Source organism: Pirellulales bacterium (assembly GCA_019636345.1).
Classification (GTDB): domain Bacteria; phylum Planctomycetota; class Planctomycetia; order Pirellulales; family Lacipirellulaceae.
Genome location: JAHBXQ010000005.1, coordinates 212,063 through 225,372 on the forward strand (window position 1 = coordinate 212,063; position 13,310 = coordinate 225,372).

The window sequence follows — 13,310 nt, forward strand, 5'->3', positions numbered from 1 at the left end:
TGCCTTTCCGGGCCCGAAATCGGGGCACTGGCGACCGCCGGGCGGACCCGTAGAATAATCGGTCCGGGGCCAGAAACTCACACCGCCGAGCGTCAGGATGTCCGCTGCTTCCCTTCATCGCACGCCGCTCTACGACTGGCACGTCGCCCACGGCGGGCGGATGGTCGACTTCGCCGGTTGGGAGATGCCCGTCCAGTACGCGTCGATCGTCGACGAGCACCGTGCGACCCGCTCGGCCGTCGGGTTGTTCGACATCTCGCATATGGGCCGACTGCTGGTGGACGGCCCCGACGCGGGCGCCTTTCTCGATCGGCTCGTCACGCGACGGATTCTCGACATGACCCCGGGGCAGGTCCGTTACGCCCTGGTCTGCAACGCCGACGGCGGGGTGCTCGACGACGTACTCGTCTACCAAGTGACCCTCCCCGACGGGGGGCTCTCCGGCTACGGACTGGTCGTCAACGCCGGCAATCGCGACAAGATCGTCGGCTGGATCGCCCAACAGCGCGGCGACGCCGACCTCACGGTCACCGACGCGACGCATGAGTACGCGATGATCGCCGTGCAAGGCCCGCGGGCGATCGAGATGCTCGACGAGCTGGCCGAATGTGAGCTGACCGCCATGCGGTATTATTACGGCAACATGACCACCCTGTGCGGCTGCCGGGTCTTCTTCAGCCGCACCGGCTACACCGGCGAGGACGGCGGCGAGATCATCTGCGACGCGGGGTCCGCCACGCTGATCTGGGAAGAACTGATCGCTCGCGCCGCGAAGCTCGGCGGGGGCCCCGTGGGGCTCGCGGCTCGCGACACGCTGCGGCTCGAAGCCGGCATGCCGCTGTACGGGCACGAACTGTCCGAGACGATCAACCCCGTGCAGGCGGGACTCGACTTCGCCGTCAATCTGCGCAACCGGGAGTTCGTCGGCCGCGATGCGATCGCCCGCCTGCAGCGCGACGAATCGCTGCCGGTGCGCGTCGGGCTGCAACTCGACGGCAAGCGCGCCGCGCGCGAGGGTGCGACGATACTCCGCGGCGACGAGCCGGTCGGCCAGGTGACCAGCGGCACGTTCTCCCCCACGTTCGAGCGACCGATCGCGATGGGCTACGTCAAACCCGCCGCCGCCGCCCCGGGAACGATGCTCGAAGTCGACGTCCGCGGTACTCGCCACAAAGCTCAAGTCGCCCCCCTGCCCTTCTACCAGCGCGGCAAGTAGTCGGGCCCTACGTCAGCGACTTCGCGAAGGCGCAATGCAATCCGCCAAGCCAATCTTGTTTTGAAATAAGACCGCCTTTCCTCGACGCCCCCAATCAACGATATCGCTGCCGCTCGTTCAATTGTCCCATCAGAATCGCGCGCCTGTTTGAGCTTTAGCGCCTTTGCGCGAGCTCTCCTGAACCAGCCGGAGATCCGACTTTGAAACCCGAAGAACTGAAATTCGCCAAGACGCACGAGTGGGTCGCCGTGGGGGCCGACGGGGTGGCCACGGTGGGGATTTCGGCCTTTGCCGTCGAGGCCCTCACCGATTTGGTGTTTATGGAGCTTCCCGTCGTCGGTCGACAGGTAGCCCCCGAAGAGGCCTTCTGCGAGGTTGAATCGGTCAAGGCGGTGAGCGACGTCTACGCCCCCGTCGCCGGCGAGGTGGTCGAGGTGAACGCCTCTCTGCCCGACACTCTGGAAATCCTCGGCAGCGACCCGTACGGCGCCGGCTGGATCGCCAAGATCAAAATGACCGACCCCGCCGCTGCGGACCGCCTGCTCGACTACGCCGCGTATCAGAAGCAGTGCGAGGAAGAAGGCTGAGGCACGGGGGGATGTTTGATGTGAGATTGTCGACGTAAGCAGCTCCATCAAGCCCCGCCGCTCAATCTCACGACAACAATCAACGATCGCAAATCTCCATGCCTTACCTTTACAACACCCCCGAGGATCATCGCGAGATGCTCGCTGCGATCGGAGCCGACTCGATCGACGACCTGTTCGCGCCGATCCCCGACGAGCTGCAACTGGGGCGCGACCTTCAGCTCCCCCCCGCGATGTGCGAGTTGGAGCTCGACCAGCACTTGCGCGAGCTGGCCTCCCGCAATCAGCACGCCGGCGCCGCGGTCTGCTTCCTCGGCGGCGGGAGCTACGACCACTTCGTCCCCGCGGTGTGCGACGTCATCGGCTCGCGGAGCGAGTTCTACACCTCGTACACCCCCTACCAGGCCGAGGCGAGCCAAGGCAACCTGCAGGCGATGTTCGAGTACCAGTCGCTCATCACGCGACTGACCGGCATGGAGGTGTCCAACAGCTCGCTCTACGACGGCGCCAGCGCCGCGGCCGAGGCGGTGCTCATGGCGCTGCACGCCGGGGGAAAGCGACGCAAGATCGTCGCCCCGACGACGCTTCATCCTGAGTATCGGCAGACGATCGCGACCTATCTGGAGTTCATCGACGCGGAGCTCGTGACGCTCCCCTGCCCCGCGGGGGTGATCGACGCCGACGCCTTGGCCGCGGCGGTCGACGGCGAGACGGCTGCGGTGATTCTGCAGCAACCGAACTTTTTCGGCTGCGTCGAGGACGCGGACCGCGTGGCCGCGGGCGCCAAGGCCGCGGGCGCCCTGCTCGTTAGCGTGTTCGATCCGATCTCGCTGGGGCTCCTCAAGCGCCCTGGCGACTACGGCGCCAACATCGCGGTCGCCGAGGGGCACACGCTCGGCACCCCGATGTCGTACGGCGGACCCTATCTGGGGATCATGGCGTGCGACCAGGCGCTGGTGCGCCGCATGCCGGGTCGGATCGTCGGCGAGACGACCGACCGCCGCGGCAAGAAATGCTTCGTCCTCACCCTGCAAACCCGCGAACAACACATCCGACGCGACAAGGCCACGAGCAACGTCTGTTCGAACCAAGCCCTGTTCGCCGTCCGCGCGGCGGTGTACCTCTCGTACATGGGCCCGCAGGGCCTGCGCGAGACGGCCGAGCTGTGCCTCCACAAATCGCGTTACCTCGCCGAGCGGCTTTGCGAGAACGACCGGTTCTCGCTGGCATTCGAGGCGCCGACGTTCAAGGAGTTCGTCATTCGCGACGCCGAGAACAACGTAGCGGGCCTTCTTCAGCACGCCCGCGAGCAAGGAATCCTCGCCGGCTTGCCGCTGGGCCGGTGGTACCCGGAGTTGGACGATTGCTTGCTCGTGGCCGTGACTGAGAAGCGGACGAAGGCAGAGATGGACCAATTGGCATCTGCAATCTCCTCCACAACAGTGGGCGCAGCTGCGGCCTCAATGTGAAGGATGTGATCCAATTCGCTACTTAGCGCGAGGACGCGATGTGCTTCTTGTTGTATGCGGGATCAAGCATCGCATTGCCGCATATCCCCTGGAATGAGGAAATGCGAAGCGTCCACACAGCACACCTGACCGATCACGACAAGGCGGTTACGAACCAGTTTTCATTGCCTTTTGTCACTTACGTTGGCTCTGATCTGCAATGCGGCTGTGGTTTTCGCAACGCCGAATTTGCGAATGGCAATCTGACCGCCTATGAGTTCTACGGCAAAGTTCCCGACGAAGACATCGCAAAACAACTGAACCACGACAAACTTCACGCACTCTTGAGCCGTTTACCAACCAATGCCGACTTGGAACTGTTCGGTTGCTGGGATGGCGACTTTGCTCAACCCGCCGAGAAGTCAGAGAAACTTCCCCTTTCCGAGATACTGGATCAGACGTTTTATTTTCGCGATCGCTATCTCTACAGAGTCACGCTTAACCCCTGAATACATAAGCGACTGGAACAACAGAATCCACTCTCCATGCCTCCGTGGTGAAGTAATCCCTCCCCATGCGTAACACCCGCGACGCCCAACTGTTGTTCGATCTCTCCAAGCCCGGCCGCCGCGCGGGCCGGCTGCCGGCTTGCGACGTGCCGGTTAAGCCGCCCGCGGAGTTGTTGCCGGCCGGCGCCCTCGCGACCGCGCCGCCCGCGCTCCCCGAGGTGACCGAGCCGCAGATCGTGCGGCACTTCGTCAATCTCTCGACCTTGAACATGTCCGTCGACACCCACTTCTACCCGCTGGGGAGTTGTACGATGAAGTACAACCCCAAGCGCAACGAACGGGCCGCGGCGATGCCGGGGTTCGCCGACCTCCATCCGCTCTCCCCCGACGAGGCGGTCCAGGGGATGCTCCACGTGCTGTACCAGATGCAGCAGTATCTGTCGGAGATCTCGGGCCTGCCGGCGTGCTCGCTCCAACCGGCGGCCGGGGCGCACGGGGAATACGCGGCCCTGTTGGTGGCGGCCGCCTACTTCCGCGATCGCGGGGAACTTGAGCAGCGCCGCCGGGTGCTTGTGCCCGACAACGCCCACGGCACGAACCCCGCGAGCGCCGTCATGGCGGGCTTCGACACGGTGGCCGTGAAGACCCTCCCCAACGGCGGGGTCGATATGGACGACTTCCGCGCGAAGCTCGACGACCGCTGCGCGGTCCTGATGATCACCAACCCCAACACGGTCGGCATCTTCGAACCGAACATGCGCACGATCGCCGACGAGGTCCACGCGGTCGGCGGGCTGGTCTACCTCGACGGGGCCAACATGAACGCGATCCTGGGGATCGCCCGCCCGGGCGACTTCGGCGCCGACATGCAGCACTACAATCCCCACAAGACCTTCAGCGGCCCTCACGGCGGCGGCGGCCCCGGCGCCGGTCCCATCTGCGTCACCGAGGCGCTGGCCCCCTACCTGCCGACGCCGATCGTGCGTCGTCGCGGCGTAAGCCGCGACGCGGCGAGCGGAGCGCGCGGCAATTCGCACGAGTACTGCCTCGACCACGACGCCCCAAAATCCATCGGGCGCGTGCGCTCCTTCTTCGGCAACGTCGGAGTCCTCTTGCGGGCGTACTGCTACATCCGCACGCACGGCCCCGACGGATTGAAACGAGTCAGCGAGAACGCAGTCCTCAACGCGAACTACCTCTTGGCGCGCGTAAAACACATCCTCCCCGTGCCGCAAGGAGACCGCTGCATGCACGAGTTCGTCGCGAGCGGATCGAAGCTGAAGAAGGAAAAGGGGGTCGCCGCGATGGACGTCGCCAAGCGGCTGCTCGATTACGGATATCATGCCCCAACGGTCTACTTTCCGCTGACGGTGCCCGAGGCGATCATGGTCGAGCCGACCGAGACCGAAAGCAAGGAGACGCTCGACGCGTTCGCGCAAGCTTTGTTCCGAATCACCGAGGAGAGTCCCGAACTGCTCCACGAAGCCCCCCACAGCACGGCCGTCAGCCGTCCCGACGAAGTCCAAGCCGCCCGCTCGCCGTGTTTGTGCGCGCCGTGGACCGAAACTGCCGCCGATTGAATCTCACGCCGAGGCGCGGAGATCGCAGAGCCTCGCAGCGGGACGAGACGCGCTCGACGCACGCCAGCATTGCCTTTGCGCCCTCCGCTCCTCTGCGTGAGACCTGTTCCGAACCGAAGTGCCGTTGATGTCTTCCTGCCTGCTGCTCGTCGATCCGCCTCAGTCGGGCGTTTGGAACATGGCGGTCGACGAGGCGCTGTTGGCCGCGGCCGACGAGCGGGGAGAGGCGGCGATTCGGATCTACCGGTGGAGCGAGCCGACGTTGTCGCTGGGCTATTTCCAGCGAGCCGCGGATCGCGCCGCCCACGCCCCGAGTCGCGATTGCCCGATCGTTCGTCGGCACAGCGGCGGGGGGGCGCTCGTTCACGACCGGGAGTTGACGTACGCGATCGCCTTGCCTGCGACGCACCCCCAGGCGCGGCGGCCTCCCGATCTCTATCGAATCGCCCACGCTGCGCTCATCGAGGCGCTGGCCGAGCAATGCGCCGCCGTGCAAACGTTCGCCTGCGGCGAACTGGGATGCGCCAACGACGGCAGCTGTTCAGCGGACGGCCAACAGCATGGCGACGATGATCAGTTCTTGTGCTTTGCGCGGCGCCACCCGATCGATCTGGTGGCTGCAAACTCGCTCGACGACCCCGCGCCAAAACTGGTCGGCAGCGCTCAACGGCGGCGTCGCGGCGCGCTCTTGCAGCACGGTTCGCTCTTGCTTGCTCGCTCGACCGCGGCGCCGGAACTGCCCGGCATTCGCGAAGCGTGCGGCGTCGACGTCGACGAGGAGCGACTGATCGCCGCATGTTTGAAACAATGGACTGCGGCCTTGCAACTCGACGGCCGCAGCGGCGAGCTCTCTACGGCAGTCCGCACCGCTGTCAGCGGGAGCGCCAGCGTGAGATACGGCTCGGCAAGTTGGACTCTGCGCCGCTAGATGCGCGCGGAAACGGCGCACGCCTCGCACTTCCCTGCGTCGGGGATGGCCAAACGCAGCTCGATCGTGCTGATCTTCCGTTGACAAATCTCGTTTTTGCGTTGCCTTGGCTCTGCAGCGAATGAGCCTGGAGCCTCAGGGCGAAATCGACCGATGACGCGAGTAGAGGGCCGATTCTCCCCTCGCCAGCAACCCCTCTACAGAGGGGTATGCCAGTGGGGGTCGGTCGTTAGAATTCCTGCGGAACTGAGAACGACTTTTCGCTATCCACCTGCCGCGCTGGTTGTTATGCTCGCACTGGAGTCTGTGGGGGACTCCGGGGCAGCTTTTCGCCAGGATCAGAACGCATCAGCTTGCGTTCGCGGCTGCGCTTAGCCGGAACGGCGTTTGCAGTCCGTTGCGGCGATGCCGTGCGCATTGGCGCGTTGCGATCGCGCTTGCCCGGTGAATGGGATCCAGACGAACGGACAAGACGATGGACGTCATTCTGAAAGTCCTCGAAGGCGCCAAGAACGGCGCCAAGGTCGCGGTCAAGAAGGCCGAATTCACGATCGGCCGCAGCCAGGAATGTACGCTCTGCGCCGGCTCGAGCGCCGTCAGTCGCCAACACTGCGTCATCCTCCGCAGCGAGAACCGCGTGGCGGTCAAGGATCTCGGCAGCCGCAACGGCACGCTTGTCAACGGCGTGAAGGCCGAGGGCGAGGTTGAACTCAAGAGCGGCGACGAACTGATCGTCGGCCCGCTGAAGTTCCTCGTGATGATTACCTCGGGAATCGCCAACGAGAAGAAGCCGCAGGTCAAGTCCGTCGCCGAGGCGGTCGAGCGCGTGGCGACCAGCAACTCGGGCAACCTCGACGTCGACGACATCTCGGGCTGGTTGCTCGGCCCCGCGAGCCCGGCCGGCGCCGAAACGCAGACCATGCTGATGGACGACACGAACGCGGGAAAGCTTCAGTCCGCCGTGGCCGAGGCCCTCGCCAACGACTCCGACGAGTCCGACGTCGCGGAAGAGGCCGAGGCGGAACCGGATGAGGGCGCGGAGGACGGCAAGAAGAAGAAAAAGGAGGCCGGCAAGCTTCCCAAGTTCTCGTCGCAGCCGCAGACCAAAGACAGCCGCGAAGCCGCGATGGAAGCCCTGCGGAACTGGAATCGGCGCCGGTAAGCCGCCGCGCCTCGATCGGCCCCTCCGCCCGGCGGATCGCCTCCGCCGCGTTTCGCTCACCGACTCTCCGGCGGTCGCCATGGACTTCGAGAGCAAACAGCCCAAACCTCGAACAGTCAAAGACGCGGCGTTGTTGGGCTTGGCGTTCGACGCCGACGACGGCCAGAAACGGATCACCCGCGGCAAGAACTTTCTCCTCGCGGGCGGCTCGTCCGAAACCCACGGCCGGATGCAGGAAACGGCCGTCAAACTCAACGAGCGGCTCGACCAAACGGGACGCCGGCTGGCCGACGTCTCTCCCGCCGAGCTGCGCGACATGATCGAAGACGTACGGCCTCGCTGAACGAGGCTCCCCCCGACGTCGACTGCAAGACAAACAGCCCGGAACGTCGAGCGACGTTCCGGGCTGTCGTTGTCTTCATCGTCGGCGGCGATGGTCGCAAGCGACGCTCAGTCGTCGAGCCCGGCGGCGGCGAATTCGTCCTCGATCTCGTCCTGGGCAAAGTCGGCGGGGTCGGCGTCGCGACCCAACAGCGTCAGCTCGGCTTGCGTGAGTTGCAGGTAGCCAAGTGCGCGAATCACTTCGAGCACTTCGCTGCACGTGGGGAACATCCGACCGCTGGTCCGCTTGTACTGGTCCATGGCGTTCATGAACTCGACCTCCGCCTCCGAGTAATCGCGCTCGCAGGTGGTCGGGTCGATCTGCCGGCGACGCTGGACCTTCTTGCGGCGTTCGAGTTGCGGGGCGCTCTTGGGCGCGTCGGCCCCCTCGTCCCCTCGGCGAGGCTTGCGACGACGGTCAAGCGTCACTTCCTCGTCGCCCGCCGACTTGGCTGTCCGCGCCGAGCGGGGCGCCGCGGCGCGCTTCTTCGGGGACGCAACCTGTTTCACGGCCGAGCCCTTGCGGCCGGCCGAGGCGGTCTTGGCGGGGACGTTGGCGCTCTTCACGGCAGAGGTCTTCTTGGCGGCCACTGGCAAGGTCTCCGTGGGGGGCCCGGCGGTCGGGCAATTGCGGGGGGGAGGCGGTCGCGGCGGGGCGAAGCTGGAAAGCTTCCGGCGACGCTAGCAGTCATCGGAAGTCTGCGCTGCGAAAATGCACTGACCAGGAAAGAAACCCGATTTGCGGGATATTTCCCGTCAGTACGGATTATCCGGATCGCAGAAACCTGCCGGCCATGCGGTTGCCTGGGCGCCAATCGTGACCTAAGGGGCGATCGTGCGGGCCGCAGTCCCCTTCCAAGCCGACGACCTCCGGCCGCTGCGGGCTGTTCTGCGGGTGCAGGGGGCGTGCGTCTCCGACTCGATTGCGGCGGCAGACTCGCCTTGCGACGGGGCGTGAGAACCGGTACGGTCCCCACGCGCGATACGGCGATCCCGGCCGCACGTACGCCCCGCTGTTCCGTGGCGCCGCTTCCTATGCCGAACTCTCTTGGATCTCCGCCTCTCGCCGCTGTTCGCCGCTGCGCGACAGCGCTGGTCGTTTGCTTAACGATCGTAGCGACGGGCTGCACGCAGATGACCTCGACCGCGCTGAACGCCGAGGGGGTCCGGTTGTATCAGCGGGGGGACTACGTGCAGAGCGTCGACAAATTCCAGAAGGCGATCGCCGCCAACCCTCGCGAGGGGACCAGCTACTACAATCTCGCCGCGGCCATGCACAAGAGCGGCAAGACTTACAACCGGCCCCAGGACCTGCAGCAGGCCGAGCGGCTCTACAACCAGTGCCTTGATTACGACGGCAATCACGCCGACTGCTACCGCGGACTGGCCGTGCTGCTGACCGAGACCGGCCGGCAGGACGCGGCGTTCCGGTTGCTCGACGGCTGGGCGGCGCGTAGCCCGCAGAACCCCGAGTCGCGGATTGAGTTGGCCCGACTGCTCGAAGAGTCGCAGAACTACCCGCTGGCCACGACGCGCCTGGTCGAGGCGTTGTCGATCGATCCCAACAACGCTCGGGCGCTGACGGCCCTGGGTCGCCTGCGCGAGATGGCCGGCGACAAGACGCAGGCCTTGGCGAACTATCAGCGGTCGCTCGCGGCGAACCGGTTCCAACCCGAGGTCGCGGCCCGGGTGGCCGCTCTGCAAGCCGCCGGCGCCGGCAACGCCCCCATGTTCGCCGCCCCGCAACAACCGACGCGAACCGTCGACCGCTGGAACGACGCGGTCCGGTATTAGCGATTTGACGCTGGCTAAATGTCGGGTTGGGGAACGGGGGCCTCAGGCCGAGCGAGTTGTTCGAGCAAATCGCAGGCGGCGATGCGCGATGCGACGCCGTTGCAGCAGCCGGCCAAGTCGCGGCAGCGGGATCGCACAGCTTCAGACGAAATCAACGGCCCGAGCGCCGCGGCCAGTCGACGGGCCGAGATCCTTTTGCTCGGCACAATCGCGGCCACGCCGAGTCGCTCCAAGCGCCGGCCGTTGTCGAGTTGGTCGAATCCCAAGGGCGTGACCACCTGCGGGATCCCCGCGGCCAGACTTTGGCCGCACGTGCCGATGCCGCCGTGGTGAACAATCGCCGCCGCCCGCGGCAACAGCCGGCTGAACGGCACGAAGCCGAACCGCTCGACCCCCGCGGGAAGGGACGGCGGCAATTGCTCGGCGTACTTCGTCACGAGCATGCCGCGTCGATCAAGCAACCGACACGCCTGGGCCGCGGCGGCGAAGAACTCCTTCGCCTGCGCGTTGGCCGAACCGGGGGCGAATACGATCGGCGGTTCGCCCGCAGAGAGAAAGGTCTCCACCTCCTCCGACATGCTGGCGTCGGTCGCCGCGTCGTACAGCGGGAAGCCGACCTGCCGCACCTGCGGCGACCAGTCGCCCGGATCGGACGAGAACCATTCGGGGAAGAGCGCCACGATCCGCGTCGGGGAACTCGCCCACGAGGTGAAGACCCGCTTCACCGGCGACAAGCCGAGCTCGCTCCGCAAGGCGTTCAGCGGCGGGCCGATGAAGCGATCGATCACCAATCGGTCGACCGCCCAGTACAACCCCCGCCGCGCCCACCGCGGCAGGGCCCAAGCCGGCGGCGATCCGATGAACGCCGGCAAGTCCTCGACGCTGCACAGCGCGATCGGGGCAAAATGGACGGTGGCCAGCGGATTGCCGAACCGCTCCTGCAGCAGTCGACTGGCGAAATCGATGCCGTGCGCCGCGTGGATCGTCTCGCCGGGGATGCTGTGCGCGGCCAGCGTGCGGTACAAGGCGGAGAGGGTCTTGGCCGTGTAGCCGTAGACCACGTGAAATCCGCGCGTGGGATGCCACAGCCGGGGATCGTTCACCAAGCCGAGATAGTCGTCGACGGTCCCCAGCTCGATGAGCTCGGCCCCCGTTGCCGCGACAACCTCGCGAAAGTAAGGGCTCGCGGCCAGTTGCACGCGGTGACCGCGCTCGACGAGGGTCGCGGCAAGCCCCGCCATCGGCAGGACGTCCCCGTAGCTTCCCAATCCGGTCAAGATGAAGTGCATGGGCGTCAGATTCAGGGTCAGCGGCTGGATCTCGGAGCCGGCGACGACTCCCGAAACGGATGGAGTCGCTGGAAAATCCTCGCATTGCCCGCTAGATACGGCAAGGTGCGAAGCACTCAGAACCGGACCGCACTGCTGCTCCGCCCTCCGTCGGCGATCGCCGCTCCGCCGCGATGAAACGCCTGCAACCAGCCTTGGCGAAACAGCACGCCGTTGATCGGCGCGGGCCGGGGGACCACAATGGCGTCAATGCACGAGGCCCCCGACGGGTCGTGCGTTCCCGTCCGCAGTCGCTCCTTCTGGCCGCATATGTCCGCTTCGCACGACGATGACGACGATCTCGAACTCGAGCCGATCGATCCGGAGATCCTCGAGCACGAGCGGCGGCGTGCGCAGCAGAAATCGGACGACGCCCTGGCCCGCGTCGATTTCGAGGACGTCTTTCACGAAAAGGAGAGCGAGCCGCTCGTCGACGTCGAACAGCTCAAGCAGTTCCGCTTTACGATCAAGCATCTGCTCCTGGCGACCGCGGTGCTGGCGATCGTGCTGACGCTGTTTCAGGTGACGGAGCATTTCTGTTCGGCCGTAGCGATCCTATTCACCGCGACGCTCGCCGGGGGCTGGGCCTACGTCTTCCGCCGCGAACGGGCGCTCAAGGCCGAGAAAGAGCGACTGCGGGCCGAGTTCGAGGCAGGTCGCCGGTTGACGACCCCGGCCCCGCCCCCGCCGGACGCGCCGCCGGAAAGTCCGGCCTTCGAGTTCCGCTTCGCCTTCTCCGCCAAGCAGATGCTCATCGCCCTGACTGTGGCCGCGGTGATGATGGGGGTATTGTCGCTGGCGGCCAGCAAGGGAACGGTCGCGATGATCCTCGGAATGATCGCGATCTTGGGACTGGTGGCGAGCGCCGTCGGGTTCGAACCGCCGGCGATCTTCGTCCTGGGATGGTGGCTGCTGTTGGTCTGTTATCTGATCCTGGGACTGTGGCTCGCGATCCGCGGCGACGGCACGGCCTGTCGCGAGCAGGCGCCCCCGCCGCTGGCCGTCGTGTGCGGGCCGGGCGATTGTCCGCCGCACGAATCCACTTCGTCCGCTCCCGATCGACTCCCCGCTGCGAGCGAACCATGGGCGTGAAAACCAAATCGCCGGCGCCGAGCGTCGTCCGCATGCCGCACGTCTGCACGGGGTGCGGACTGCTGTGCGACGACGTGGTGCTGGAGTTGCAAAGCGGCGCCATTGCCGCGATCTTGCCTCCCTGCCCGGTGGCCGAGGACGCCTTGCGACCCCGCGGGGCGCCTCCCCTGGCCGCCTGCACTATCGACGGCGCCCCGGCGTCCTACGACGACGCCGTCGCCGCAGCGGCCGAGACGCTGCAGTCGGCCCGGTTGCCGCTGGTGACGGGGCTCCACCGAGCCACCATCGAGGCGATCCGCGCCGCGATCGAGATCGCCGATCGGGTGCGCGGCTCGATCGACCCCGTCGATCCGACCGGCTCCAGTTACGACGCAACCGCAGCCCAAACCGTCGGCGTCGTCACGGCCACGATCGGCGAAGTCGCCCAACGTTCTGACGCGATCGTCTGGTGGTTCGCCGACCCCGACGCGACCCACCCTCGACTCCGCGAACGGCTGTCGCGTCCGGGAGAGCGACACTGGCTCGCCGTCGGCGCCGCGGGGAATCTGCCCGGTTCGACCCCGCTGGAGCAGATCCCTGCGGAGAGCGCGTTCGACGCGGCGGTCGTGTTGCGGGCCCTCGTGGTCGGCGCCCCGCTCGACGCCGAGCGGGCTGCCGCCGTCACTGGAGTCGACGCGGCGGCGTGGCAAGCGCTGGCCGACCAGTTGTCTGCGGCGCGCTACGCGGCGCTGGCGTACGACGACCGTACGCTCTCGCCCCCGGCAGCGACGGCCCTGGCCGAACTGGTCGTCGCGCTCCACGGCCGCACGCGATGCGTCGCGTTGCCGCTGGGCCGACCTGCCAACGCGGTCGGAGCGGTGCAGACGCTGTTGTGGCAAACTGGCTTTCCCGGGGCCGTGAGCTTCGCCGCCGGGTATCCCGAATATCGTCCTGGCGAGGGAACGACAGCGGCTTTGTTGACCTCCGGCGAGGTCGACGCGGCGCTCGTCGTCGGCGCCGATCTGCTGGGACCGCAAAACGAACTGCCGACCGCCGCCACCGATGCGCTGAGGCGAACGCCGCTGGTCGCGCTCGACGACGCGGCCAGCGAAACGATGCAGGCGGCCCGCGTCGCCTTCGCCGTTCCGCAGTTCGAGACGAGCGCCGCGGGGACCGTGTTCCGCACCGACGGCATCCCGCTGCCGCTCGAGGCCGCGATCCCCTCGTCCCTCCCCTCCGCAGCCCACGTGCTGCGCGACATCGCCGAACGCCTGCCGCGGTGAGAGCCAAGTTCGCGACGCACGGT

12 protein-coding genes and 1 pseudogene are annotated in these 13,310 nt (G+C 66.6%); 11 read left to right on the top strand and 2 right to left on the bottom strand.

What is annotated here, in order from left to right; all coding sequences use genetic code 11:
• Positions 1–97: 97 nt before the first annotated feature.
• The 8 genes from gcvT (at position 98) to KF688_13830 (ending at position 7,773) form a co-directional block, all read left to right on the top strand.
• Positions 98–1,216: a glycine cleavage system aminomethyltransferase GcvT gene (gcvT, locus tag KF688_13795; protein MBX3426748.1), complete on the top strand. Its 1,119-nt coding sequence runs from the start codon at positions 98–100 to the stop codon at positions 1,214–1,216.
• 200 nt (positions 1,217–1,416) lie between these two features.
• The gene (gene gcvH / locus KF688_13800) at positions 1,417–1,803 is read left to right on the top strand and encodes a glycine cleavage system protein GcvH (GenBank protein MBX3426749.1); all 387 of its coding nucleotides are present in this window, start codon (positions 1,417–1,419) and stop codon (positions 1,801–1,803) included.
• A 98-nt stretch (positions 1,804–1,901) separates the two neighbouring features.
• Complete coding sequence (gene gcvPA / locus KF688_13805) at positions 1,902–3,272, top strand: aminomethyl-transferring glycine dehydrogenase subunit GcvPA (GenBank protein MBX3426750.1); 1,371 nt, start codon at positions 1,902–1,904, stop codon at positions 3,270–3,272.
• 38 nt (positions 3,273–3,310) lie between these two features.
• Entirely contained in the window at positions 3,311–3,760 is a 450-nt protein-coding gene (locus KF688_13810) for a hypothetical protein (GenBank protein ID MBX3426751.1), read from the top strand.
• 65 nt (positions 3,761–3,825) lie between these two features.
• The gene (gene gcvPB, locus KF688_13815; protein MBX3426752.1) at positions 3,826–5,340 is read left to right on the top strand and encodes an aminomethyl-transferring glycine dehydrogenase subunit GcvPB; all 1,515 of its coding nucleotides are present in this window, start codon (positions 3,826–3,828) and stop codon (positions 5,338–5,340) included.
• A gap of 127 nt (positions 5,341–5,467) precedes the next feature.
• Positions 5,468–6,268 carry a hypothetical protein gene (locus KF688_13820; protein ID MBX3426753.1) on the top strand — a complete coding sequence of 267 codons (801 nt, stop codon included), beginning with the start codon at positions 5,468–5,470 and terminating at the stop codon, positions 6,266–6,268.
• Between the two features lie 475 nt (positions 6,269–6,743).
• Positions 6,744–7,430 carry an FHA domain-containing protein gene (locus KF688_13825; GenBank protein ID MBX3426754.1) on the top strand — a complete coding sequence of 229 codons (687 nt, stop codon included), beginning with the start codon at positions 6,744–6,746 and terminating at the stop codon, positions 7,428–7,430.
• A gap of 79 nt (positions 7,431–7,509) precedes the next feature.
• A complete protein-coding gene (locus KF688_13830; protein ID MBX3426755.1) occupies positions 7,510–7,773 on the top strand; it encodes a hypothetical protein in 264 nt (87 codons plus the stop codon).
• A gap of 206 nt (positions 7,774–7,979) precedes the next feature.
• On the opposite strand, the pseudogene KF688_13835 reads toward KF688_13830, so the two are convergent.
• Positions 7,980–8,321 (bottom strand): annotated as a pseudogene (locus tag KF688_13835) (hypothetical protein).
• Between the two features lie 624 nt (positions 8,322–8,945).
• On the opposite strand from KF688_13835, the gene KF688_13840 reads away from it, so the two are divergent.
• Complete coding sequence (locus KF688_13840) at positions 8,946–9,605, top strand: tetratricopeptide repeat protein (GenBank protein ID MBX3426756.1); 660 nt, start codon at positions 8,946–8,948, stop codon at positions 9,603–9,605.
• 14 nt (positions 9,606–9,619) lie between these two features.
• Here the strand turns inward: KF688_13840 and KF688_13845 are convergent, their stop codons facing one another.
• The gene (locus tag KF688_13845; protein MBX3426757.1) at positions 9,620–10,894 is read right to left on the bottom strand and encodes a glycosyltransferase; all 1,275 of its coding nucleotides are present in this window, start codon (positions 10,892–10,894) and stop codon (positions 9,620–9,622) included.
• Positions 10,895–11,203: 309 nt separating this feature from the next.
• Here KF688_13845 and KF688_13850 point away from each other — a divergent pair, with 309 nt between their 5' ends.
• Together KF688_13850 and KF688_13855 are read left to right on the top strand one after the other, a co-directional pair.
• Positions 11,204–12,025 (top strand): hypothetical protein, encoded by an 822-nt coding sequence (locus KF688_13850; GenBank protein MBX3426758.1) that lies wholly within the window; start codon positions 11,204–11,206, stop codon positions 12,023–12,025.
• Positions 12,022–13,287: a hypothetical protein gene (locus tag KF688_13855; GenBank protein MBX3426759.1), complete on the top strand. Its 1,266-nt coding sequence runs from the start codon at positions 12,022–12,024 to the stop codon at positions 13,285–13,287. Before KF688_13850 ends, KF688_13855 begins: the two co-directional genes overlap by 4 nt.
• Positions 13,288–13,310: the final 23 nt, after the last annotated feature.